The sequence below is a fragment of the Nocardia sp. CA-129566 genome (assembly GCF_050956075.1).
Classification (GTDB): domain Bacteria; phylum Actinomycetota; class Actinomycetes; order Mycobacteriales; family Mycobacteriaceae; genus Nocardia.
The window spans coordinates 3,781,599-3,805,598 of the sequence record NZ_CP192085.1 but is presented as its reverse complement, the minus strand read 5'-3'; the positions used below and the strand labels follow the sequence as shown (position 1 = coordinate 3,805,598).

General features: G+C 66.2%; 20 protein-coding genes and 1 pseudogene. 9 read left to right on the top strand and 12 right to left on the bottom strand.

Going from position 1 to position 24,000, the window contains the following annotated elements:
• Window positions 1-82: 82 nt before the first annotated feature.
• Entirely contained in the window at window positions 83-649 is a 567-nt protein-coding gene (locus tag ACQP0C_RS16530) for a TetR/AcrR family transcriptional regulator (RefSeq protein ID WP_354958395.1), read from the top strand.
• 490 nt (window positions 650-1,139) lie between these two features.
• Complete coding sequence (locus ACQP0C_RS16525) at window positions 1,140-1,931, top strand: SDR family NAD(P)-dependent oxidoreductase (protein WP_433733764.1); 792 nt, start codon at window positions 1,140-1,142, stop codon at window positions 1,929-1,931.
• A 94-nt stretch (window positions 1,932-2,025) separates the two neighbouring features.
• Here ACQP0C_RS16525 and ACQP0C_RS16520 read toward each other — a convergent pair whose 3' ends face one another.
• Together ACQP0C_RS16520 and ACQP0C_RS16515 are read right to left on the bottom strand one after the other, a co-directional pair.
• A complete protein-coding gene (locus ACQP0C_RS16520) occupies window positions 2,026-2,787 on the bottom strand; it encodes an ABC transporter permease (RefSeq protein WP_433733763.1) in 762 nt (253 codons plus the stop codon).
• On the bottom strand, window positions 2,784-4,061 hold the full coding sequence (locus ACQP0C_RS16515) for a glycosyltransferase (RefSeq protein WP_433733762.1): 1,278 nt from the start codon (window positions 4,059-4,061) through the stop codon (window positions 2,784-2,786). Before ACQP0C_RS16515 ends, ACQP0C_RS16520 begins: the two co-directional genes overlap by 4 nt.
• Before the next feature lie 100 nt (window positions 4,062-4,161).
• On the opposite strand from ACQP0C_RS16515, the gene ACQP0C_RS16510 reads away from it, so the two are divergent.
• Both ACQP0C_RS16510 and ACQP0C_RS16505 read left to right on the top strand, forming a co-directional pair.
• Window positions 4,162-6,726 (top strand): cytochrome P450, encoded by a 2,565-nt coding sequence (locus tag ACQP0C_RS16510; protein ID WP_433733761.1) that lies wholly within the window; start codon window positions 4,162-4,164, stop codon window positions 6,724-6,726.
• A gap of 41 nt (window positions 6,727-6,767) precedes the next feature.
• Window positions 6,768-7,586 carry an SDR family oxidoreductase gene (locus ACQP0C_RS16505; RefSeq protein WP_433733760.1) on the top strand — a complete coding sequence of 273 codons (819 nt, stop codon included), beginning with the start codon at window positions 6,768-6,770 and terminating at the stop codon, window positions 7,584-7,586.
• 372 nt (window positions 7,587-7,958) lie between these two features.
• Here ACQP0C_RS16505 and ACQP0C_RS16500 read toward each other — a convergent pair whose 3' ends face one another.
• A complete protein-coding gene (locus ACQP0C_RS16500) occupies window positions 7,959-8,750 on the bottom strand; it encodes a hypothetical protein (protein ID WP_433733759.1) in 792 nt (263 codons plus the stop codon).
• Between the two features lie 85 nt (window positions 8,751-8,835).
• Window positions 8,836-9,345, bottom strand: a complete 510-nt coding sequence (locus ACQP0C_RS16495; RefSeq protein WP_433733758.1) for a MarR family winged helix-turn-helix transcriptional regulator — start codon at window positions 9,343-9,345, stop codon at window positions 8,836-8,838.
• 149 nt (window positions 9,346-9,494) lie between these two features.
• Between ACQP0C_RS16495 and ACQP0C_RS16490 the strand changes: the two genes are divergently transcribed.
• The 3 genes from ACQP0C_RS16490 (at window position 9,495) to ACQP0C_RS16480 (ending at window position 11,678) form a co-directional block, all read left to right on the top strand.
• On the top strand, window positions 9,495-9,920 hold the full coding sequence (locus tag ACQP0C_RS16490; protein ID WP_433734570.1) for a cupin domain-containing protein: 426 nt from the start codon (window positions 9,495-9,497) through the stop codon (window positions 9,918-9,920).
• A 324-nt stretch (window positions 9,921-10,244) separates the two neighbouring features.
• Complete coding sequence (locus tag ACQP0C_RS16485; RefSeq protein WP_433733757.1) at window positions 10,245-10,703, top strand: hypothetical protein; 459 nt, start codon at window positions 10,245-10,247, stop codon at window positions 10,701-10,703.
• 12 nt (window positions 10,704-10,715) lie between these two features.
• Window positions 10,716-11,678: a hypothetical protein gene (locus ACQP0C_RS16480; RefSeq protein WP_433684445.1), complete on the top strand. Its 963-nt coding sequence runs from the start codon at window positions 10,716-10,718 to the stop codon at window positions 11,676-11,678.
• A 65-nt stretch (window positions 11,679-11,743) separates the two neighbouring features.
• On the opposite strand, the gene ACQP0C_RS16475 is transcribed toward ACQP0C_RS16480, so the two are convergent.
• The 3 genes and pseudogenes from ACQP0C_RS16475 to ACQP0C_RS16465 form a co-directional block, all read right to left on the bottom strand.
• Window positions 11,744-11,977 (bottom strand): helix-turn-helix domain-containing protein, encoded by a 234-nt coding sequence (locus tag ACQP0C_RS16475; protein ID WP_063043281.1) that lies wholly within the window; start codon window positions 11,975-11,977, stop codon window positions 11,744-11,746.
• Window positions 11,978-12,129: 152 nt separating this feature from the next.
• The gene (locus ACQP0C_RS16470; protein WP_433733756.1) at window positions 12,130-13,761 is read right to left on the bottom strand and encodes an ABC-F family ATP-binding cassette domain-containing protein; all 1,632 of its coding nucleotides are present in this window, start codon (window positions 13,759-13,761) and stop codon (window positions 12,130-12,132) included.
• A 148-nt stretch (window positions 13,762-13,909) separates the two neighbouring features.
• Window positions 13,910-14,237, bottom strand: a pseudogene (locus tag ACQP0C_RS16465) (transposase); the annotation flags it as partial.
• Between the two features lie 244 nt (window positions 14,238-14,481).
• Between ACQP0C_RS16465 and ACQP0C_RS16460 the strand changes: the two are divergent.
• Both ACQP0C_RS16460 and ACQP0C_RS16455 read left to right on the top strand, forming a co-directional pair.
• Window positions 14,482-15,612 carry a phage tail tip lysozyme gene (locus tag ACQP0C_RS16460; protein WP_433733755.1) on the top strand — a complete coding sequence of 377 codons (1,131 nt, stop codon included), beginning with the start codon at window positions 14,482-14,484 and terminating at the stop codon, window positions 15,610-15,612.
• 248 nt (window positions 15,613-15,860) lie between these two features.
• The gene (locus tag ACQP0C_RS16455) at window positions 15,861-16,625 is read left to right on the top strand and encodes an SDR family oxidoreductase (protein ID WP_433733754.1); all 765 of its coding nucleotides are present in this window, start codon (window positions 15,861-15,863) and stop codon (window positions 16,623-16,625) included.
• Between the two features lie 56 nt (window positions 16,626-16,681).
• Here ACQP0C_RS16455 and ACQP0C_RS16450 read toward each other — a convergent pair whose 3' ends face one another.
• From ACQP0C_RS16450 to ACQP0C_RS16430, 5 genes are read right to left on the bottom strand one after another with little or no spacing between them, the layout of a single operon-like run.
• Window positions 16,682-18,883 carry an MMPL family transporter gene (locus ACQP0C_RS16450; RefSeq protein ID WP_433733753.1) on the bottom strand — a complete coding sequence of 734 codons (2,202 nt, stop codon included), beginning with the start codon at window positions 18,881-18,883 and terminating at the stop codon, window positions 16,682-16,684.
• Between the two features lie 20 nt (window positions 18,884-18,903).
• The gene (locus tag ACQP0C_RS16445; RefSeq protein WP_433733752.1) at window positions 18,904-20,322 is read right to left on the bottom strand and encodes a cytochrome P450; all 1,419 of its coding nucleotides are present in this window, start codon (window positions 20,320-20,322) and stop codon (window positions 18,904-18,906) included.
• 55 nt (window positions 20,323-20,377) lie between these two features.
• Window positions 20,378-21,430, bottom strand: a complete 1,053-nt coding sequence (locus ACQP0C_RS16440; protein ID WP_433733751.1) for an NAD-dependent epimerase/dehydratase family protein — start codon at window positions 21,428-21,430, stop codon at window positions 20,378-20,380.
• Window positions 21,403-23,094, bottom strand: a complete 1,692-nt coding sequence (locus tag ACQP0C_RS16435) for a fatty acid CoA ligase family protein (RefSeq protein ID WP_433733750.1) — start codon at window positions 23,092-23,094, stop codon at window positions 21,403-21,405. The genes ACQP0C_RS16440 and ACQP0C_RS16435 overlap by 28 nt, the downstream gene beginning before the upstream one ends.
• On the bottom strand, window positions 23,091-23,999 hold the full coding sequence (locus ACQP0C_RS16430) for a hypothetical protein (RefSeq protein ID WP_433733749.1): 909 nt from the start codon (window positions 23,997-23,999) through the stop codon (window positions 23,091-23,093). Before ACQP0C_RS16430 ends, ACQP0C_RS16435 begins: the two co-directional genes overlap by 4 nt.
• Window position 24,000: the final 1 nt, after the last annotated feature.

The following is a 24,000-nucleotide window of genomic DNA, read 5'->3' as shown; positions in this document are numbered from 1 at the left end:
GTAGTGGGTCCGCGCACCGCATTTGTGCGGTGCGCGGACCTCTTCACATTGCTTGCCCGCTTCGCTCGGAGGAGCCCGCCAGATGCCCAAGGTCAGTGACGATCACCTCGCCGCCCGGCGTAGTCAGATACTCGACGGGGCGCGGGCCTGTTTCGCCGAATACGGGTACGACGGCGCCACCGTGCGCCGCCTGGAGGAAGCCATCGGCCTGTCCCGTGGCGCGATCTTCCATCACTTCCGGGATAAGGACGCCCTGTTCCTCGCACTGGCACAGGAAGATGCCAATCGCATGGCCGACGTCGCGGCCAATCAGGGCCTCGTGCAGGTCATGCGCGATATGCTGGCCCATCCCGAGCAATTCAATTGGCTCGGAACACGTTTGGAGATCGCGCGGCGGTTGCGCACCGATCCGGAATTCCGCGCGGGCTGGTCGCAGCGCTCGGCCGAGCTGACCGCCGCGACCCTCGCCCGACTCGAACGCCGCAAGGCCGCCGGCGCTCTACGCGACGACGTGCCCACCGACGTCCTGCTCGGCTATCTGGACCTGGTGCTCGACGGGCTCATCGCCCGCATCGCATCCGGCCACACCAACGAAAACCTTTCCGCGGTACTGGATCTGGTCGAAGCCTCGGTGCGTCGCAAGGACTGAGTGCCGCAGCATCCCCCGCGCGGACCGTCTGGCGGCGGCGCGGAATCGACCTGTTCCGCGGCCGTCTCGACTGGCCGTGAAGGTTTCGCGCGACAGCAGCGAATAGACTTTGATGAAGTCCGCACCACCCTGCGAGGCGCGCCGCAACGCGGCCCTGGCCTCGGTATCGGTGGACACCACCTCCGAACCCCGGTGCTACGACAGGAGCGACCGGTGCTGCGCCTGATTTGTTGGCATGCAATGCCTTTCGAGCATCGACCAGCGGAATAGGCGGCCTGGCCGGACTATCCGACAGTTGACGATCCGGCGGGTATCGAGGTTCGTCGAACCGAACCTTCGCCATCACCCGCGTCGATGCGAACCAGATCGCCCATTACCTGGGCGCGGGCAAGCGCGTCCAATTCCGGGACGGAAGACAGCCGCCACGCAGGACGACACCGGGGGCGGCGAATGTCTCGCGAAATGCGGAATCTCGACAATAATCGTCGGCATGGACCTGAACGGAGCACGCGTACTGATCACCGGCGCGACCGGCGGAATCGGGGTCGCGATCGCGGCCGCGGTCGCCGCACGGGGCGCGAATGTGGTGCTGTCCGGACGTCGAGCCGAGGAACTCGATAAGGTCGCGACCCGGTTCGGCGCACGGGCGGTGGTCGCGGACCTCGCCGTGCCCGGCGGTGCCGAGAAGCTGCTCGAGCAGGCCGGTGACCTCGACGTCGTCATCGCCAACGCCGCACTGCCCGGTTCCGGCGATCTGCTCGACTATTCGCTGCCGGAGATCGATCGGGCGCTGGAGGTCAACCTGCGGGCCCCGATCGTGCTGGCCCGCCTCGCCGGTGGCCGAATGGCCGAACGCGGCAAGGGCCACCTGGTCTTCATCAACTCCCTGTCCGGCAAGGCCGCATCCGGCAAGGCGGCGATGTACAACGCGACAAAATTCGGACTCCGCGGCTTCGCCTTGGCCTTGCGCGCCGATATGGAAGAGCGTGGCGTCGGCGTCTCGTCGATCTACCCAGGATTCGTCAGGGACGCGGGCATGTTCGTCAAATCCGGCGCGGCCCTACCACGGGGCGTCGGCACCCGCAGCCCGGAAGACGTCGCCAACGCCGTGGTCCGAGCGATCGAACGCAATATCGCCGAAACAGACGTAGCCCCGCTGCCGGTCCGCCTGGGCGCAAGCTTCGCCTTGATCGCGCCCAATCTCTCGAACCGCGTCCAAGGCATCTTCGGCGCCGACAAGGTCATCACCGAACTAGCCGCCGGTCAACGCGACATGCGCTGAGTCCTACACCAGGATGCGACGCGGCTTCGACGCCGAATATCTCGCCCGCGACATCCAATGACGAACAACCCGTACGCAACCCGGTCGCCTTTGGTCAGTGGTGGGACAGGCGGCTGAAGACGATGCTGGCGCTGGCGAATCCGAGGAGACCGAGGATGAGGCACCAGAGGATGGCCAGCGCGGCGTGGTGTCCGGCGCCGGTGGAGTTGAGGAGGCCGCGCACCGTTTCGATGATGGGGGTGGCGGGTTGGTAGTCGGCGAAGCCGCGCAGCCAGTGCGGCATGGTGGTGGTTTGGACGAAGGCGCTGCTGATGTAGGGGATGAACATGATCGCGTAGGTGAGGCCGCCCGCGGCTTCCGGGTTCTTGGCGACGAGGCCGAGGGCGACCGCGATCCACGAGATGGCCGTGACGAACAGGGTGATCACCGCGAGGGCCGCCAGCCAGCCGAGTAGACCGGCCTGGGGGCGGTAGCCGAGCACGATCGCCACCGAAACCGCTATCGTGATCGCCGCGAGATTGCGCATTACTCCCTCTGCGACATGCCCGGCCAGGACCGCCTGCCGGAACATCGGCAAGGTGCGGAACCGGTCGATACTGCCCCTTGTCATATCGGTGGACACGGCGGTGGCGGTGATCGATGAACCGAAACCCGTGCACAGCAACATGATTCCGGGCACCACATAGTCCAGGTAGGGGCCGCCGACATCGATGGCCCCACCGAAGACATAGGTGAACAGCAACATCACCAGAATCGGCATGAGCAGCGAAATGATCAGCGTGTCCCGGCTGCGCAGCGTATGCCGGACACAGCGACGGAACATGACGGTGGTGTCGGCCAAGACAGCGACCGTCACCGGGCGGCGGCCTCTACGATATCCGCGGTGCGCGCGGCGGCGTCCTCGGTACTCAGCGTTTTGGCGAATTCCGCTGCGCGGGTGCGACGTTCGGGGGTCAACAATGACGCAACCCCCTGTTCGAGCCGCGCCTCGGTGAGCCGGGTGAACGGCAGATGCGCACCGACACCGAGGCGCTCGACCTGCCCACCCCACATCGGCTGCTCGAACGATACCGAGCAGACGAGTGTCGGCAATCCGGCGCGCAGACTCTCGAACAGCGTCCCGATACCACCGTGATGCACCGCGGCGGCACAGTGCGGAAAGACCAGGTCGTGTGCGAACGGACCGACGACCTTGACGTTCGGTCCGGCCTGCGCATCGGCGATATCCAGATCACTCCACCCCGCGCTCACCAGCGCGCGCACCCCCAGCCGAGCCGACACCTTCGACACCATCGCCAGCACCGCGGCGGTATCCCGGATCGGCATACTGCCGAAACCGAAGAATACGGGCGCTTCGCCCGCCTCGATCCAGGACAGGATCCCCGCATGGTCGCCGGCGAGATCGCCGACGGCCTCTCGGGCGCCGTGATCGAGGGTCAGAAATCCGGTGAACGGCCTGCGCTCATCCCATTGCTCCGGCAGTCCCGGAACCAGCGCCGGATCGTAGATCTGTACCTCGGGGACGTGCGCGCGGGCCAGCACGGCGGCCGTGCTCGCCCGCGATTTCGGCAGCCCGAGCGTTACCCGCAGATCATTGAGGTAGCGCATGAACACCACGCGGCGCAGGTTCTCCGCGATCGTCCAGGTCGCCCGATTCACGGCCGCGGGCGGATTCCACTGCGGCGGCAGCGCACCGGGAAACGGATACGCGCCATTGCTGCGGCACGGGAAGTAATGCAGGCTGACCAGCGGCACGCCCATCGCCTCGGCGACCGAACTGGCCCGGTCCTCGGTGACCGTGCTCGCCACGATCAGGTCGGCCCCCGCGCAGACATCGATGACCTCGCGATTCATCTGCTGGGCGTAATCGGCCATCTGACGGGCCACCAATTGCATCAGCCGCAGCGTATTTCCGGCCGCGAGTGCCTGCTGTCCGGCATCGGAACTGTAGAGCTGCTGGACATCGGGTCCGCAGGCGACGGCGGCGAGGCCGGTGGCCGTGGCGAATTCGACCAGATTCGGCGGCGCCCCCAACAGCACGTCGTGGCCACGGCGACGCAACTCCAGTCCCAGCGCTACGACCGGCTGGACGTCTCCACGAGTTCCGGTGAGCGGAATCGCTATTTTCAAGGCGGCTCTTTCGGGTATCGGTCACCTGCCCCGACTCCGAGCGGATAGTCCACAGAACTATGGGCTCTCGACGTAGGGCATGTATCAGTACAGTGCCATTGTGCACATCGCGATGTTCATGGACTACCACCCGACCACGCTGGGCGGGATCCAGACCGCGGTCGGCTCGCTGTGCCGCGGACTCGAACGCGCAGGTCACCGCGTCACCCTCTTCGTCGCGCCGCTATCGGGGGCGCATGCGGACCCGAATGTGGTCGAGCTGCGCGCCGTGGGCGGCCTCGAGGTGAACGGCTTCCCGGTCGTGCTGCCGACCGAGCGCAATGCCGAACTGATCGACGCAGTCTTCGCCGCACGCGGCCCGATCGACCTGGTGCACACCCACACCACCTACGGTGTCGCCATCGCTGGCATGAAGGCGGCACGGCGACACCGGATTCCGCTGATCCACACCGCCCAGAGCCGCGACGACGCGTTCATCGAGAACACCTCGCCCGCACCGTATCCGGCGGCCCTCGCGCTGCGCGCACTGCACGGCCGGTTCGTACCGCATCGCCAGCACATGCCGCACCGAGCCGAAAGCCGCGCGGCCCGCCATGCCTGGTGGACCATCGTCGGACAGGCGCAGGCGGCCGATCGGGTGATCGCGCCGACGCGGCACTTCGCCGATCTGCTGCTCGCGCACGGCCTGACCCGCCCGATTCGGGTGGTATCCAACGGTGTCGACGATGACCTGATCGAAAGCAGTAGCGGCACAAAGGGTTCCGATCGCGCGCCGGATGCACCGCCGCGCCTCATCTGGTGCGGGCGGTTGTCCGCCGAGAAGCGGCTGCTCGAATCGATCGACGCGGTGCGGCTGGTCGATGACTGCACCCTCGATATCTACGGTGACGGCGACCTACGCGGCGCGGCCGAGGCCGCTATCGCCGAACACCGTCTAGAGGACCGAATCCGCCTACACGGCAGGGTCACTCAGTCCGAATGCCTCGCGGCCATGTCCGACGGCGACGCTCTGCTATTTCCCTCGCACGGTTTCGACACCCAGGGCATGGTCGTCTTGGAGGCGGTAGCGGTGGGCCTGCCGATCATCTACTGCGATCCCGATCTGGACGAATCGGTGCCGACCGGTGGTGGCGTGCGTACCGCTGATCCGTCGGCCGTCGCGATGGCCGACACCATCGCGAAACTCGACGCCGATCGCACCGCCTTCGACGATATGCGCGAGGCCCTTGCCGCACACAGCGACTCCGTGCGGCAATCACAGCAGACCGGAGCGGTGCTCGAAATCTATCGCCAGGCCCGCGAAGAGTCCGCGCGGAGTCCAGAATTGGTCATGCCACAATCTCTTTCGGAGGTCCCGACCGCGCCCGGCGCGCTACCACTGGTGGGACACAGCCTGCGGGCCCTGCGCGACGCGCCCGGATTCGTCACCGCACTGGCCGACCTCGGGCCGATCGTGCGTATCCACTTCGGCCAGAAGACCGGATATCTGCTCACCACACCGGATCTCGTCCGCGAAGTCGGACTCGGCGAGGCCGAACTCAATCGCGATGACCTGCGTGAGGCGATCAAGGACGTGGCGGGCGGATCGGTGAACGTCCTGCGCGGCGAGGAACACAAACTGCGCCGCCGGATGATCGCCCCCGCGCTGCGGCAGAGCCGCCTCGCCGAATACACGAGCTCGGCCGCCGATATCGCCGAAACCTGGTCGGCGGGACTGCCTTCGGGTGGACGCGTGAACCTGATGGACGAGGCCCACGGCCTGATCCTCGACACCGTCTCCTCGACCCTGTTCACCGCCGACTTCAGCGATGACGCACGCCGCGAGATCCGGGACAACGTGCCGTGGCTGCTCGGTCAGGTCATTCTGCGCACCGCGTTACCGCCGCAGGTGCGCCGCCTGCGGCTCATCGCGAACTGGCGCTGGCGCAGGAAGGCACATCACCTGCGCGCCGCCATCGGCGATGTCATCGCCGAATACCGCCGCCGCGACGAGGATTTCAACGATGTGGTGTCCGCGCTGATCCGACATACCGACAGCGAGACCGGTGCGAAACTGTCCGACGAGCACATTATCGACGAGGCGATCCTCATGCTGGCCGGTGGCGTCGGCTCGATGGCCTCGCTGACCGGGTGGCTCTGGCACGAGGTCATGCGCCGCCCACACATCGCCGAGCGGTTGTACGCCGAACTCGACGCCGTCGTCGGATCGGGCCCGGTCCGGCCCGAACATCTCGGCGCCCTCCCCTATCTGAAACAGGTTGTGGCGGAGACACTTCGCTTCTGGGGCCCCTGGATCAGCGCGGGCACCGCCGACGGCGATGTCACCATCGGCGGACTGACCGTTCCCGACGGTACGGCGATCATGTTCAGCCCCTACCTGGTTCAGCACGACAAGCGGTACTTCACCGATCCGGAATCCTTCGACCCGGACCGCTGGTCGCCCGAGCGCGCCGCCGATATCGATAAGAAGGCCAACCTGTCCTTCGGCGTCGGCCGCCGCCGCTGCCTCGGCGACCATTTCGCCATGATCGAAATCGGCCTCGCCGCCGCGGCCCTGCTGGCCCGCTGGCGGCCGATTCCCGACCCTAACTATGTGGTACGCGCATCGAATCGGGACTTCGTCCTGTCACCGTCGGCGCTGCCGGTCACCCTGCGTCCACATTAACCACTTGCTTGGAGTGCACTCCAGGTGACTACCGTGATCACATGAGCAAAGTTTGGTTCATCACCGGAGTCTCACGAGGATTCGGCAGGGAATGGGCACTCGCCGCACTGGAGCGCGGCGACCGGGTGGCCGGTACAGCCCGCGATCTGAGCACACTGGAGGATCTGGTCGCCAAATATCCGGATACCTTCCTGCCGCTGCGGTTGGATGTCACCGATCGCGCCGACGACTTCGCCGCGGTCCAGCAGGCCGCCGAACGGTTCGGACGGCTCGATATCGTGATCAACAACGCGGGCTACGGCCAGTTCGGCATGATCGAGGAACTCAGCGAGGACGAACTCCGAGCGCAGTTGGAGACCAATGTCTTCGGCGCACTGTGGGTCACCCAGGCGGCGCTGCCGATTCTGCGAGCCCAGGGCAGCGGCCACATCATCCAGGTCTCCAGCATCGGCGGCATCTCGGCCTTCCAGAATCTCGGGGCATACCACGCGTCGAAGTGGGCGTTGGAAGGGTTCTCACAGGCCCTGGCACAGGAAGTCGCGCCGTTCGGCATCCATCTCACCCTGATCGAGCCGGGTGGTTTCGATACTGACTGGTCCGGTCCGTCCGCGCGTCACGCCACCCCGATTCCGGCCTACGATCCGGCCAGGGCAGCCAGGGCCGCACAGCGTTCCACGGTGCGCCGGGGCGACCCGGCCGCCACCCGCGGCGCCATCCTGGCCGTCGTCGACGCACCGGAGCCGCCGCTGCGGATCTTCCTCGGCGAAGTCCCCCTGGCGATCGCGACCGCGGATTACGAATCCCGCCTGGAACTGTGGCGCAAGTGGCAGCCGGTCTCCGTTGCCGCGCAGGGTGATTGAGCGGAATCAGTACGAGTGCGATGCCGCCGGGGAGAGTCGGGATATTGTGGTGGATCCCTCCCCGGCGGCGCCACTATCCGAGACCGCGCCGTCGCTGGCAGATGGCGCGGGTACAGGCCGAAAGGGTGCGGCCCGCCGCCGCCACGCCACCTGGAAGTCCCGGACGCCTCCGTGACCCCTCCATCGAAACCCGATGGCGCGTCAGCGAATTCAGACTCTACGATGCGACCACTCCCGACATAGCATCCTTGCAGCAAATTAGGGACTGTGACGCACGCAACTCCAAGCAAGAGCGCTGGTGATCACCGGAATTCGCGCCGCATTCGGATATTCGCCGACTTCCGGTACGAAAAACACCCTGGCACACGGCGTTCAGTAGGTGGCATTGAGGTAGTCGGCGGCATGGGTCGTCCACAGCACAGTGGTGCCGGGCATGTTGTGCCCGGAGTAGAGCACATGCTGACCGTCCGGCCACGGCGTGAGATAGCCGATGACGCCATCGACCGCGGCGGCATACCGGTTGAGGTTGGCGATCGGATCGTTCATCAGGAAGCGGAGCAGTTCGGCGAAGATCAGCGGAGTCACATTGCCGATGCGGGCGCCTTCCACAAAGGAGAACGGCGAAATGCCGACGTCGATCACGCGCAGTGGAGAGTCGCCGGGCGACGAGGTGATGATGTCACCCGGATTCGCGTACTCCTTGACGTCGAGCGCGGGCCAGGCGCCGCGTTCGCCATGCAGCCCATAGGTCGATGCCGGGCAGAGATTGCCGACCGACTGACCGCGCTTGCGCAGCGGGTTGGCGATATTGACCGCGAACGCGATCTCGAGCGGTGAGCCGTCGGTGTTCTTGTATTTCCCCGACCGCACTCCTTCCAGGATCTTGCTCGCGCAGATGCCGCCGAGCGAATAGCTCAACAGCCCACAGACATTCGGCGAGTCCTGAATCGCTGTGACGCCGGCGGCGACACCGAGGCGGATGGAGGTGTCCAGCGATGGACCCCACACATCCGGGCTCGGTCCGACCGAGGCGGGCCAGTCCGGCTCGAAGGCGGTGAAGCGGCCGGTATCGAGCAGTTTGGTGACATCGCGGAGCATCCCGGCCGGTGTCCCATTGCTGTTCCGCGGCTCGCCCGTGCCGCGGAGGGTGATGATATCGATCATCGGTAACCTCCCTGTGCATCGCGCTTCGGTGCGATAGCTCCAGGTTGAACCGATAACCTCGCTGGCACCCGAGTATCGGGCTACTTCATTTCCCGCCGTGTTCGAGGTTGCCGAGCAGTACCCGGACGATGCGGTCCAGATCGTTGCGGTCCTGCGCCGAAAGCACCGACAAGATGCGGGTTTCATTCTCGGTATGCGCGGTGACGACCTTGTCGATCAGCGCCCGACCGGCATCGGTCAGCGCGACCCGCACGGCGCGCCGATCCGCCGCGTCGGCGATGCGCCGGACCAACCCCGCGGACTCCAGGCGATCGAGCCGGCCGGTCATTCCGGCACGCGACATCATCAGTGTGTCGGCGAGCACCGACGGATTCAACTCGAACGGCTCCCCCGAACGACGCAGTGCGGCAAGCACATCGAACTCCCCGCGCTGCAGTCCGTGCGCGCCGAAGACCGCCTCGATATCCCGCTGTGCGAGGACGAACAGTCGGCCGAGCCGTCCGATCACGGCCATCGCCTCCAGTTCGAGGTCCGGCCTTTCCCGGCGCCACTGCCCGACGATCGCGTCCACCGGATCCGGCTCCATCTCACCCATGGACAAGATTCTATTCGATGAGATATAGTTCGGTAGCGAATTATCAACAAGCGAATCAACTGGAGAACATCATGAACGCCACCACCGACCGCAAGTTCGCCATCCGCCAGCCGCAGGATGCCGAGACGCTGGTGACCCCTTCGGTCACCATGCGCCTGCTCATCGACTCGAACGAGGCGGGCGGCGCGGTCAGCCACCTGGAGGTCAACATGGATCAGGGCGCCGACGGCGCGGCGCCGCACTACCACACCAAGTCGGACGAACTGTTCTACGTCGCCGACGGCGAACTGCAGGTCCTGGCCGGAGACGAGATCGTCACCGTCGCGGCGGGCGGATCTATCGTGGTGCCCAAACTCATGCCGCACGCCTTCGGCGCCACCCCGGACAGCTCGGCCCGGATCCTGATCGCCCTCATGCCCGCCGTCGAACGCTTCGGCTACTTCCGCCTGCTCGACCGTCTCGTCAAGGGCGAGGCCACCTTCGAGGAACTGCAGGCATCCCAGGAGGAGTTCGACAACTGGTTCGCGGACTCGCCGCAGTGGTGGGCCGAGCGCAATGCGAATCGCCGCAGCTGATCACGCGCGGCGGCACCGCGGTCGCGATCGAGCGCGAATTCGAGTGGGACGATATGACGGCCGCATCCGCACCCGCGGATGCACAGCCGCCAATCCCGGGCAATACCAATCGAACGACAACCGCCCAAGAGTTGCTAGATGATTGCGGGAACCGGTTTGCGTTCTTACCGAAAATCTTTCGGCGCTAGCGCATCCCGACGCTGAATCCGGTTTGCCAGCGGCGGCGAAATCTCCCGATCCGGACCGTGCGGGACCCCTCGCGCGTTATGATCCAGTTCCCGCTCGGGAGTCCTGGCAAATCGCGAGCAGATCGGAGAGCTCACTATGACCGACGCAATCCACCTCCCCGGTACCGCACCGACGGGTGACCGCGTCCCCGCGTTGCAGGGACTGCTGGTGGCCGAGTCGGAACGAGATTTCACCGTCAGAGTGACCGAAGGAACGTGGACCTTCCGCCGGGACGATGTACTTCGTGTAGTGGACTGGACCGATGGCGCGGCCACCGAGCGCGATGGCCGCCCGGTGCTCATGGATATCCGCCCCGGCGCCACCGCCGATTTCACCCGGCGCCTGCGCATCGACCTCGTCGACCGGCCGATGACATTGGCCGCGGGACCCTCCGCGGCGCTGGGAGATGAAGCGCTGCAACAACTCACCGCATCCTGGGCCGACGGCCTTCAGCTCGCCGATTACCCAGGGACCAGCGGAGCGACCTTCACCTACTGCCAAACCAAATCGCTCGCAACCAGCGACGACGGCATCAACTGCGACAGCCTCGACTGAACAGGACTGCGCATGGCGGCGCGCCGGACGGGTTCGGTCCTCATCGTCTCCGAATCCGATGATCTGCACGGCACCGCGATGGCGGCGACGTTGCGAGAACACCACGGGCTCAGCCCGATTCAGCTCGACCTGCGCGACTTCCCGCGCGAATCCGGAAGTTTCCGGCTCGATCGGCACGGCACCGCCCGTTCGCTCTCACATGTGATCGGGCTCGACGATGTGCAGTCGGTCTGGTGGCGAAGGCCGCATCCGGCACAGGTGCCCGCCGGTGTGCGCGCCTCGGATGACGCCTACCGCCAAGCCGAATGCGACGGCTTCATCCAGGGAATGCTGTGGTCGATACCGGCGTACTGGGTCAACGACCCCGGCGCCGATCGGACCGCGAGCCGCAAGATCGTGCAGTTGGAGACCGCACGGCGGGCCGGGTTCGCGATTCCGGAAACGCTGATCACCAATGATCCGGACGAGGCGCGCAGCTTCGTCGAATCACGTTCCGGCGCGGTCGTTTACAAGCGCACCGGCACCGGCCGCGCCGAATTCGCGGAGACCAGAATCATCACCAAGGCCGATTTCGGTCGACTCGCGGGCATCCGCTCCGCGCCGACCACCTTCCAGGACTACATCGAGGCCAGCTGCGATCTGCGGGTGGTGTGGATGGACGGCGTCGAATGGGCAGTCCGCATCGACTCGCAGTCCGGCGTCGGCCGGGTCGACTCGCGGCTGGATACCACCGTCGACTTCGCGCCCGAGCATCTGCCCGCGTCGGTCAGCAAATCGCTGGCGACGCTCATGGGAGCACTCGGCCTGAGCTTCGGCGTGCTCGATCTGCGCCTCGGCCTCGACGGCGAGTACTACTTTCTCGAGGTCAACCCACAGGGCCAGTTCGCGTATCTGGAGATCAAGACGGGCCTGCCGATGTTCCGCAGCCTCGCCAACCTGCTGGTCAACGGCGACGGCGCGGTACCTGGCTACTAGCGCGCTCGACTGTGCTCGGTGTCAGCGAAATCCATTCGCCGACACCGGGATCCAGATCCGTAACGCTACTGGCTCTTGCGGCGGTTGGCACCGCCGCGGCTGCGGAGCTGCACATGCGACTCCACCAGCACGTTGTGGATGAAACCGTAGGAGCGGCCGGTGGACCGGGCCAGCGATCGAATGCTGGCACCCGCCTCGTACTGCTTCTTCAGCTGGGTTTGCAAACGGTCTCGTGATTTCCCCGTGACGCGTGTGCCCTTACCCAGTGTGGCCTTGACTTGTGTGGGCCTGTCGCTCATGGCTTCCTCCGAGTCGCCGAGCCGCGTCCTTCCAGGCTAAACACTCAGCAAGCTGTGATCAACGGGTCTTTGTGATGAATATCACCGATCACCGGATTCGAGGGAGTGAAAACCTACCGCCCACAACGAAACTCCGTCGAGACGAGCCGCGATCAGGCCAGCTGAATCAGCTCCAAATACTCCGCCGACCAGTGATCTTCCTGGCCGTCCGGCAGCAAGATCACCCGTTCCGGGGACAGCGCCTCGGCCGCGCCCGGATCGTGGGTGACCAGGACGACGGCGCCCGCGTAGGTGCGCAGTGCATCGAGCACCTGTTCGCGCGAGATCGGGTCGAGGTTATTGGTCGGCTCGTCGAGCAGCAGCACATTGGCGGCCGAGGAGACCAGCCCGGCCAGCGCGAGACGGGTCTTCTCGCCGCCGGAGAGGGTGCCAGCGGGCTGTTCCAGCTGCGGTCCGGAGAACATGAACGCGCCGAGCAGACCGCGCAGCTCCTGTTCACCGGCGTCCGGTGCGGCGTGACGGATGTTCTCCCATACCGTGGCCTGGTCGTCGAGGGTGTCGTGCTCCTGCGCGAAGTAGCCGATCTTGAGCCCGTGGCCCGGGACGAGACCGCCCGCCGTCGGCGTCTCCACCCCGGCGAGCAGGCGCAGCAGCGTGGTCTTACCCGCACCGTTGAGGCCGAGCACCACGACACGGCTGCCGCGGTCGATGGCCAGATCGACGCCGGTGAAGATCTCCAGCGAGCCGTAGACCTTGGTCAGGTTCTCCGCCATCAGCGGCGTCTTGCCGCAGGCGGCGGGTTCGGGGAATTTGATCCGCGCAACCTTGTCGGCCACGCGCACGTCATCGAGTTCGGCCATCAAGCGGTCCGCGCGCTTGGCCATGTTCTGGGCCGCCGTGGCCTTCGTGGCCTTGGCGCCGAGCTTGGCCGCCTGCGCGCGCAGGGCGCCGGCCTTCTTCTCGGCATTGGCGCGTTCCCGGCGGCGGCGCTGTTCATCGGTGGCACGCGCGTCCAGATACTTCTGCCAGCCCATGTTGTAGACGTCGGCCTCCCCGCGCACCGCGTCCAGGAACCAGACCTTGTTCACCACATCGCCCAGCAGTTCGACATCGTGGCTGATCACGATCAGACCGCCGTCGTGGTTCTGCAGGAAGCCGCGCAACCAGGTGATCGAGTCGGCGTCGAGGTGGTTGGTCGGCTCGTCGAGCAACAGGATGGTGTCCGAGCGCCCGCCACTGCCGTCAGAGGCGGCGAACAGGATGCGCGCCAACTCGATTCGGCGACGCTGACCACCGGACAGGGTGCGCAGCGCTTGGCCCAGCACCCGATCGGCCAGGCCGAGACTGTTGCAGATGCGGGCGGCTTCGCTCTCGGCGACATAGCCACCCAGCGCCGAGAAGCGCTCCTCGAGGCGGCCGTACTTGCGTACCGCCTTCTCGCGTTCGGCGTCATCGACGACCTCGGCCATCAGCGCCTGCTGCTTCTCCATATCGCGCAGCAAGGTGTCCAGACCACGGGCGGAGAGCACGCGATCGCGGGCGAGTACGTCGAGGTCGCCCTCGCGCGGATCCTGCGGGAGATAGCCGATATCGCTGGAGCGCAAAATCTTTCCGGCGTAGGGCTCGCCCTCGCCCGCCAGAATGCGCAGCGTGGTGGTCTTACCCGCGCCGTTGCGCCCGACCAGTCCGATCCGGTCTCCGGCCTGCACCCGCAGCGCCGGCCCGGGGGCCGACAGCAGGGTGCGGACTCCGGCCCGGACCTCCAGGTCCGTCGCGGTGATCACAGGCTTCTCCTACGGGTACGTGGTGCTGGTCGGTTGCTGTTCGATTGTGCGACGCGAAGACACACAAGAACCACAGATTTTACCCGGCTCCAGAAGTGCTACCGACACCCCGCGAACCAGGTGTGACCGCGCTAACTCTCCAGGGCGGCGCGCTGCGGCGACCGGAATCGGCCCCGGTCAGAGATCCCGTTCTTTCGCTCGCACCGACGCCGCGTCGATCACCACCCGGCGACCAGTCGATCAAGCCTTGGCTGCCCAGCTCGTCGAGCACCACGCGGTGCAATCGGCGCCAGACCCCGGCCTCGGTTCACACTGAACCAGCGATGCGCGGTCGGCACCGTCACACCGAACGACGGCGGCAACATCCGCCACGCGCAACTGCTGGCCAGCACGAACACCACCACGGTGAACACCGCGGGCTGGTCGACTGGGGCCGTAACGCCATTCTGCGGGCGCACGATGAGCTTCGGCAGCATCGCTCGGCGAGAACCGACAACTCGTCCTGCACAAGACGACAACTCATCGACCACAAGTCGAACATTATGCGGCACAACTCATTCCGATACGCCCCAAACGAAGCACAACCAGGTAAGACAAGGGCGTAGCCGTGCTGGAGCACCATGACGGGCCATCGCAGGCCCCACGACCATTCCCAGGTCCGGGAACATCCGACAATCGACTTGTGTCGACATTGTCTGCCTGGATGAGAGCGAGGCGCCGATGAGCCCCGACGGCACCAAGCAGATGGGTGATTTACACGAGCTTCCGGACTGCGCGCCGGCGGGCTTGAAAGCCCTATTCAACGCAGCCGAGGGTGTTATTCAAAACCAGATCCAGCTGCTCGGGTCAGGCACACCGTCCAAGGCTCCCGATCTGCGCGAGATGCTGCGCAGCCAGGGAATCGCCGATCCCAAGGACGAGTCGATGATGATCGACAACTACAAGGATCACAAAAACAAGGTGCAGAATGCTGTATCGGGTATCCAGCGGAAGGACGACGGCATCGTCGTGAAAACCGCCGGAATCGGCGAAGTCGTGACGAATGCCTACGGTGCCATCGACACCTCGGTGGGGGACCTCAACACGAAGATCGACGCCTCCTTCAAGACCGTGCGGACCGTGACCGATAAGGACGGCAAAACCCACAAGGAACTGCCGAAAGATATAATTGACGGCCTGTTCAAGGGTGTCTGGGATACGTTGAACACGACGTACGATCAGGTCCACGGCGTCTCGGACAAGGCGGCCGCCGCGGCGCTCAAAATCAACGGCGACCCGCCGGCCTATACCCCTACCGGCGGTGCGACACCGATATCGTCCCCCACCTCGGGGTCGACTGGATCGGGCGGAACCACCCCGTGGAGCGGCAACTCGGGTTCGATGGGCACCGCGATCATCCCCACCGCGGACAAGCCCGACGCGATGGCGATGATGAAATACCTCATCGACACCTACCACTTCACCCCGGCACAGGCCGCGGGAATCGTAGCCAACGCGAAGTTCGAGTCGGATTTCAACGTCTCGGCCACGGGAGACAACGGATCGGCCCAAGGTCTGTTCCAGTGGCGTTTCGATCGACAGTCCGGACTCCGGGATTTCGCGAAGAAACCGGGCGAAAATATCGGCGACTGGCACACCCATCTCGATTACATGGTTCAGGAATTGCGAGGTGGCGGCTATCAGGAGGCCAATTCCGCCGTCAACGCGAACCCGAACGACGCCCGGGAGGTGGCGAAGTTCTTCGACTGGTACTACGAAAAGAGTTCCAGATCCACGACCGACGATCGGCGCAAGTATGCGGCTGGCCTTCTGGACGAGTACAACCAGTCTCATTCGAACGCCGCTGTATGAAGCCGGGGTTTGTGAGCGCGCATTTCAGCCGCAGCTCACCGGGACGTCACCCCGATTCCGTCGACGACGGAAGGCGACAGCCGTTATCGCACCTTCCGTCAATACCTCTCCGACAGCTCAATCGCAGCTAGGCGCCATGCTCTGACCATAGGATCCCCGCTGGCGGGAACAGAGCCGTTCCGGGTCGAAATCGCGCAAAACCGACCGGGTCTACTCGGCGGATTTCAACAGAGGTAGCGTGCCATCACATGACGACCGATTTGTTGGGCAAGAGCGCACTCGTTTCCGGAGCCAGCCGGGGCATCGGCAAGGCCGTCGCGGCGGAGCTGCTACGCCGGGGCGCCAATGTGCTGATCACCGCCCGCAAGCCGGAACCGCTCGAGGAGGCGGCCGCCGAGCTGCGGGCGCTCGGTCATCGGGGCGAGGTCAGCGCGCTGGCGGGCAATTCGGGTGATCCGGAGAGCCGGGCCGCCGCGGTGGGTCGGGTGGTCTCGGAATTCGGCTCGCTGGACATCCTGATCAACAACACCGGTATCAATCCGGTCTACGGCTCGCTCATGGACGCCGACCTGGAGGCGGTGCGCAAGATCTTCGACGTCAATGTCGTCGCCGCGCTCGGCTACGTGCAGGAGGCATACAGGGCGTGGATGCGCGAGCACGGCGGTGCGGTGGTGAATGTGGCCAGTGTCGCGGGCCTGCGTTCGACCGGCGTGATCGCGGCGTACGGCGCGTCCAAGGCTGCGCTGATCCGGCTCACCGACGAACTGGCCTGGCAGCTGGGCCCGAATATCCGCGTGAACGCGGTGGCGCCGGGCATCGTCAAGACCAAGTTCGCCGATGCGCTGTACTCGGCGGATGAGGAGCGGGCCGCGAGCGTGTACCCGATGAAGCGACTCGGTGCGCCGGAGGATGTGGCGCAGCTGATCGGGTTCCTGGTCTCGGACGAAGCAAAGTGGATCACCGGTGAGACGATCCGCGTCGACGGCGGATTGCTGTCGACCGGCGGAATCTGAACCGTCCCAACAGAACCGATGGCCGTGCGGCGAATACCGCACGGCCATCGGCGTTTCTATACTCGGGCTGGCTGGCGCAGATCATCTGGATCGGGCAGCGACGGCGCGGACGGTCCCTCGTCGAATCCGAAACGCTCGTGCAGCTTTTCGAGCGGACCCGGCGCCCACCAGTTCCAGTCGCCGAGCAGTTTCATGACGGCGGGCAGCAGGAAGCCGCGCACCAGGGTCGCGTCCACCAGCACCGCCAGCGGCAGGCCGATGCCGAAGGACTTCATGAAGGTGATGTCGGAGGCCAGGAATCCCAGGAACACCAGGGAGATCAGGACCGCGGCGGCGGTGACGATCCGGCCGATCTTCTCCAGTCCGTGCGCGACGGCGGAATCGTTCTTGCCGGTGCGTTCGTACTCTTCGAGGATCCGCGACAGCAGGAACACCTGATAGTCCATGGCCAGACCGAATGCGACGCCGAAGAGCATGACCGGCACCGTCGGCGGCAGATCGCCGGTCACGGTGAAATCGAGCAGACCCGACAGGTGACCGTCCTGGAAGATCCAGACCAGTGCGCCGAAGGTCGCGGTGAGACTGAGCGCGCTGAGCACGATCGCCACCAGCGGCAGCACCACACTGCCGGTCAGCAGGAACAGCACGATCACCATGATGATCACGACGTAGGCCAGGGCCACCGGCAGCGCCGAGGTCACCGCATCGAGTGAATCGGCGCTGGCCGCCGCGATACCGCCGACCAAACGCTGCGACGGTGCGGGCACGGCGCGCAGATCCTTCGCGACCCGGTCCAGCTGACCCGGATCGCTGGTATCCGGTGTCACCGAGAGGTATGCGGCATCCTTGGTCTCGAAGCGCGCGTGCTGCGCCGTGCCCGGGACGAGTTGACCGCCGTGCGCGTAACTACCGGTGGCGGTATCGACGCGGCGGACATTGTCGACCTCGGAGAGTTTGCGCGCGTAGGCATCGAGTCCGGACTTGCCGTCGGGCAGGACCACGAACAGCCCATTGGTCTCTGTCGCCGTGAAATCGCGCTGGATGATCTCGGTGATCTGCCGGTTGTTCATCGACTCCGGCAGTGCCCGCTGATCCGGGAAGCCCAGTTCGACCCCGAGGAACGGGGTACCGAGCAGCAGTAGGAAGGCCGCGACCGCAAGGCCGATGGGCATCGGCTTACGCATGACGAAGACCGCGAGCCGGTGCCAGAAGCCCTCGCCCGGGGCGGGCCGCTGCGGACGGAAGAACCAGCCGAGCTGACCGCGATCGATACGGCTGCCGAGCAGCAGCAGGATCGCGGGCAGCACCGTCAGCGAGACCGTCGCGGCGATGGCCGCGACCGCCAGACCCGCGTAACCCATGGAACGCACCGCCAGCAGCGGGAAGAACAGCAGACCCGACAGCGCCACCGCGACGGTGACGGCCGAGAAGGCCACGGTGCGTCCGGCCGAACGCATGGTCGCGGCCACGGCCGGTCCGGTCGGTGCGCCGGCGGCCAGTTCATCGCGGTAGCGGCTGATGATCAGCAAGCTGTAATCGATCGCTAGGCCCAGGCCGAGCAGCGTGGCGACATTGGTCGCGGTCGCGGCGAGATCGGTGACCAGTGTGATGAGCCAGAGCGCACCCATGGTGATCATCACGGTCACCGCGGCAACGACCAGCGGCAGGCTGGCCGCCACCAAACCGCCGAAGACGAACAGCAGCGCCACCAGCGTGATCGGGAAGGCGATGGATTCGCCGAGGGCGGCGTCCTTCTCGCTCTGTTTCACGGTCTCGTGCAACAACATCGCGTAGCCGCCGACCCGCACCTGGACCGGGCCGTGGGTGCCGCCGTAGCGATCCGCGAGCCCGCCGACCTTCTGGTCGACCTCGCCCTCCTCGCCGAGGATGCTGGCGACGATCAGGCCGGATTTGCCGTCGTCGCTGCGCAGCGCGGGTGACTTGTCCATCCAATAGGACATGACACCCGCGACGCCCGGTTCATCTTTGAGCTTCAGCGCCAATTTGACCGCGGCGGTGGCGGCGTCCGGATCGTCTACCGAGGTGTCGCTGTGCACCAGCAGCACCAAGTTCGGCGGCGCCTGGCCGAAGGTTTCGCGCAGAATCACGGTGGCCCGGCTGGCTTCGCCACCGGGATCGCTGTAGCCACCCCCCTGTACTTTGTCGAACAACGTCGAGCTGAGCATCCCCATCGCCAGCGCGAGCACGACGAATACGCCGAGTATCCACTTGCTGCGCCGCTTGGTCAGTTCGAACACCGCTACACCCTCATCACTCGTTAAGCCGCGCCGCGCTCGCTCCCTGACGAATCCGCGACGTGCCCGGATTGCACCTGCCTGGCCACCACCCGCATCGGCAGATGCTTCGGGTGCACCAGGGCGCCGATCACCGTCTCTTGCACCGCGATACCGGGCATCGGGCGCAGGCGCCAGCGCCCGCAAATCGTAGCAACCTGCAGCGCAACCTCGGTGAGCGAGAACACATTTCCCGGACACTGGCGGGTGCCCATGCCGAAGGGCAGGTAGGCGCCCTTGGGCCGGGACTCCATGGCCGCGGGCAGCCAGCGGTCCGGGTCGAACCGGTCCGGATCCGGGAACACCGCCGGATCCCGGTGCACCGCAACCGGACACACCAGCAGCATGGACCCCTTGGGCAGCGCCCGGCCGCCGAGTTCATAGTTCGCGGGCACATCGCGCACGGTGAGCCACGGCGAGTACACGCGCAGCGTCTCCATGACGATCCGCTTGGTCAGATCGAGCTGGGCCAGATCAGCGAATTCGGCGGGACGACCGCCGAGCACGGCGTCGATCTCCGCGTGGAAAGCGGCCTCCAGCTCGGGATTTCGGCCCAGTTCGTGGAAGACCCACGACAGCGTCATACCGGTGGCTTCGGTGCCGCCGACCAGGAAGTTGATCAGCTCATCGTGCACCTGGGCGTCGGTGAGCGCGACACCGTCCTCGTCGCGGGCCTTGATCAGGGTGTCGAGCAGGTCGCCGTGGTCGAGAGTCGGATCGGCGGCAAGGTCGGCCCGATATGCCGCGATGATCTTGCTGGTGGCCGACTTCATCCCGGCGACAAGACCTTCGAAGCGGCGGTTGCTCGGCAGCGGCAGCTTGTCGATCCAGGCCGGGCGGGTGACCCGGCGGGCGAGCAGCGTCATCACCGGCGTGAGCATCTCGTGGATTTCCGCGCCGGTCTCCGCACCGAGGTCCCCGGAGAACAGCGCTCCGGCGACGGTGCGCAGTGCGAGGTCGTGCATCTCGGTATTGACGACGACCATGTGGCCATCGCGCCAGGCATCGGCCTGTTCGGCACCGAGACGGGTCATCACGGTGGCGTACTGCGCGATGCGGCCGCGAGCGAAGGCCGGAGCGATCATTCGGCGTTCCCGCTTGTGCTGTGGACCGGAGAGCACGGTGACGCCAGCGCCGAGCAGCGCCTCGGCCCGATCGATCATCGAACCCTGATCGGAGAGACCGACGAAGGCCTCTCGGATCAGATCCGGTTCGGTGACGACGTAGGTGTCGTAACCGGGAATCTTCACCCGCACCACAGGGCCGAGCTCCGAGAGCGTCTGCAGGAAGCGGTAGGGCCTGCGGGCGAGGCGGTGCGAATGCCCGATGAGGGGTAGGGCGCCCGGTGCGGTCGGCACCGCGGCGGTGCCGGTCGGGCGGCTGGTCAGCCGGGTGGTCATCATGCGAGCCTCCTAGGCATGGATCGGCTTTCGCTCCGGGGCGGGCGGCGGCCGTAAGTCATCCGCGGGCGATCACGGCATCGACGCCACCGACCTGTTCGACCCAGTCGAGGTAGGCGGCAAGTCCGTCGGCCAGCGATACCGTCGGCGCGTAGCCGAAATCCCGTGCGGCGGCGCTGGTGTCGTAGGTGTTGGAAACGGTCAGTGCCGCCGTGGTCCAGCTCGACAGCGGCGGCGCGTAGCGCTCCTTGATCGCCGGCACCCGCCAGATGGTGTCGAAAACCGTGATGGCGGCGTCGAAAACCGGTTTCGGAATGGTGCGGGTCGGTGGCGTCAGGTCCAGCGCGACGGCGAGGTCCTTGACGAACTTCCACAGGTCGACGTCCTCGGGATCGGCGAGGAAGTAGGCATTGCCCGCGACCTGATCCGAGCGCGCCGCCTGTAGGCAGGCCTGGGCGGCGTGTTCGCAATAGGTGATCGACACCATGACGCTCTTGCCGCCGGAGAGGTCGGGCAGCCTGCCGGACTTCAGCTTGCGCAGCAGCAGCGTCATCCAGCCCGATGAGCGCGGCCCCCAGATCATCCGCGGCCGCAGCGCGCAGGTGACGAAATCGGGGGTATTGCTGGCCAGGACGAGTTGTTCCGCGGCGGCCTTGGTCGCCACGTACAGGCTCTTCGGATCGGTCACATACGGCTCGGACTCGTCGATGCCGAAGCGGTCGGTGTCGTAGGAGGTCGCGACCGAGGGACTGCTGACGAAGACGAACCGCCCGACACCGGCCTCCCGCGCGGCCCGCATCAGTCGCCGGGTGCCTTCGACATTGGCCTCCCAGAACTGGGCCCGGCTGCCGACCTCGGCGACCAGTCCGGCGCTGTGGTAGACCACATCGATGTCCTTACAGGCGGTGACCAGCGATTCGTAGTCGCCGAGATCGCCTGCCACCGTTTCGAGTTCGGGCACCGTCGACAGGTACCCGAGATCGCTCGACGGCCGGACGACGGCACGCACCTCGTCGCCCGCGGCGACCGCGGCGTCGACGATATGGCTGCCGAGGAATCCGGTTGCCCCGGTGACCAATGCCTTCATGGCCTCATACCCTTTCCGGCCCATTCGGCCAGTTCCTCGCGCCCGATCTTGGCGTTGTGCCGGATGTCGACCGGGAATCCCGGATGGACGCGGAATACCTTGATGGGCCTGGTGACTTCGCGTTCACGCGCGATGGACCACAGTTCCCGCTGCACCCGCGGGATCTCCGAGGTGGCGACGCCGGAGCGCAATTCGAAGCACAGCACCGGGATCTGTGCGCCCGGCTCGCCGACTCCGACGAGTGCGGTGCGGTGCACATCCGGATGGGTGTTGAAGATCTGCTCGCACTGGACGGTGAACAGGTCACCGGCCGCCGTGCGGACCCGCTGGGCCGCGCGGCCGCAGAACCACAGTCGTCCGGATTCGTCCTGCCAGGCCAGGTCTCCGACGCGGTGCCAGCGGCGCACGGTGCCGTCCGGGCGCTTCTCATCGATCTTGTTGCGGGCATCGGCGGTCGGGTTGCGGTGGTATGCGGTGCTGACCTGCGCACCGGTGGCGACGATTTCGCCGATCCGGCCCTGCGGCAGCACTAGATCGTCGTGCCAGGTCGGGATTTCGTCGTCGGAGATGGCGATGATGCGAACTCGAGTGTCACTCTCCGATTCCGCGATCGGGCGTCCGACACAGGTGCCGGCGCCCTCGGCGGTCTGCTTGCGCGTTTCGTCGAGTTCGGACCATTCGAGGGTGGTGAGCGGCAGCGCCTCGGTCGCGCCATAGGTGGTGAAGACCTGTGCCGTCTCGCCGAGCGCCGCCCGAGCATGGGCCAGTGCGTCCAGATTCGCGGGCGCGCCCATGGAGATGACCCGGACCAGGCTCGGCAGTGCCGTACCGGTCCGCGTCAGATATTCCCCGAGTGGCCCGAGCAATGCGGGCGATGCGGTGACATCCGTGGCTTCGAAGGACCGCACCACATCGGCGAGCAATGCCGGATCCGCCTTCGACACCCGCACCGGATCCACTGGTCCGAGCACCACATGCGCGCCCTGCAACAGATCGAAGATGCCGAACAGCGGTACCGAGGTCAGCGAGACGAAACCCGTTGGGCGGCCGTGCAACCGCTCGATCACCCGCAGCGAGGCGGCGAATCCGGCTCTGCTGAACTCCACGCCCTTCGCCGGTCCGGTACTGCCGGTGGTGAAGGCGATCATCAGCAGATCGTCGGGTGCGTGGGCGATCTCGGATGCGACCGCGCCGGGCGTCTGCCGCATGGCGAGCAACGTGTGCCCGCCCCAGTACGAACGTCCCGCGGTCACGTGCACCCGCACCGAACGGAAGGTACGTCGCGCCGCGAGCCGCACCAGATGCGCCAGCGGGATCCCGATGAACGCCTCCGCACCGACGCTGCGGAAGCAGTGCAGCATGCGGCGCACACCCATCCCGGGATCCACCACCACGGGCACGGCGCCGACCCGGAACAGCGCGAAGATCACCGCGAACAGATCGGGATCGGGCTTGACCATGACAATGGTCTTGACGCCCTTGGTGATCCCGATCCGTTCGAACGCCGCCGCATACGCCTGCACCCGCGCGCCCAGCTCGGCAAAGGTCAGCACCGCGAACCCGAGATCCGCCGCGCGCTGCGCACGCTCGGGGTGCGCGACCGTCGGATAGCTGATGGCGGGCAGATCGGCGCGCTGTCGGATCTGGTGATCCAGCAGCGCGCTCAGATCGGCAAGCTCCTGGCTCACCCCGCACCACCGGCGGGGACGGTGTAGCTCACACATCCGGCGATCGGACCGGATCCCGCCGCCACCAGCAGCAATTCGTCACCGGCCGACAGCGCACCGGTTTCCAGCAGTTGGTGATAGCCGATGATCAGACCCGAACTGCCCGCGTCCAGATCGCCGGTCGCGGCCTGATGTGTTCGGGCGAAACCGAATTCGCCCGCCAGGGTGGCCGCGAAGTCGGGCACCGGGTTATTGGTGACCAGCACGCGCCGCGCGTCCGGCCGCTCGGCGAGGTAGGAGCGGACCGCGGCAAAGGCCGCGCCGGTGACCAGTTCGGCGTAGTCGTCGGCGACATCGACGGTGATCGAACGCTGTCCGTCGTTGCCCATCGCCTTCAGATCGAGGTATCCGGCGACACCGGGATGGGTGCCGACCGCGCGCGGCAGCGGCGCCGGGATGTGCACCCGATCGAAACCGGTGCCCTCATCGATACCCTTGGTCACCAGCAGCGCCGCACCGACCGCGGCATAGCGGAAGTCGGCCGGTGCGTGCCCGACGCCGCCCGGATGGGCGTCACTGGCGACGATCAGCACTCGCTCCACCGTGCCGTTCTCCAGCAGCGCGCCCGCGGCCTGCAGCGCGTTGAGCACACCGCAGGACCCGTTGCGCAGATCGAGCGAGAACCCCGCCCGCGAGGAGCCCACCTGGTAGTCCAGGTGCATCCCCAGTTCCTTCTGGATCAGCGCCGCATTCGACGGTTCGACGATATTGCTGTCGCGGTAGACGCCCACATTGATCAGCACATCGATATCGTTCGGCGCCACGCCCGCCCCCGAGAGGCACTCCTCGCCCGCCCGCACCGCGTGATCGATGGAACCGAGGGTCGGGTCGGCGCTGACGGCGGACCGGCGAATAATGAACGTCATT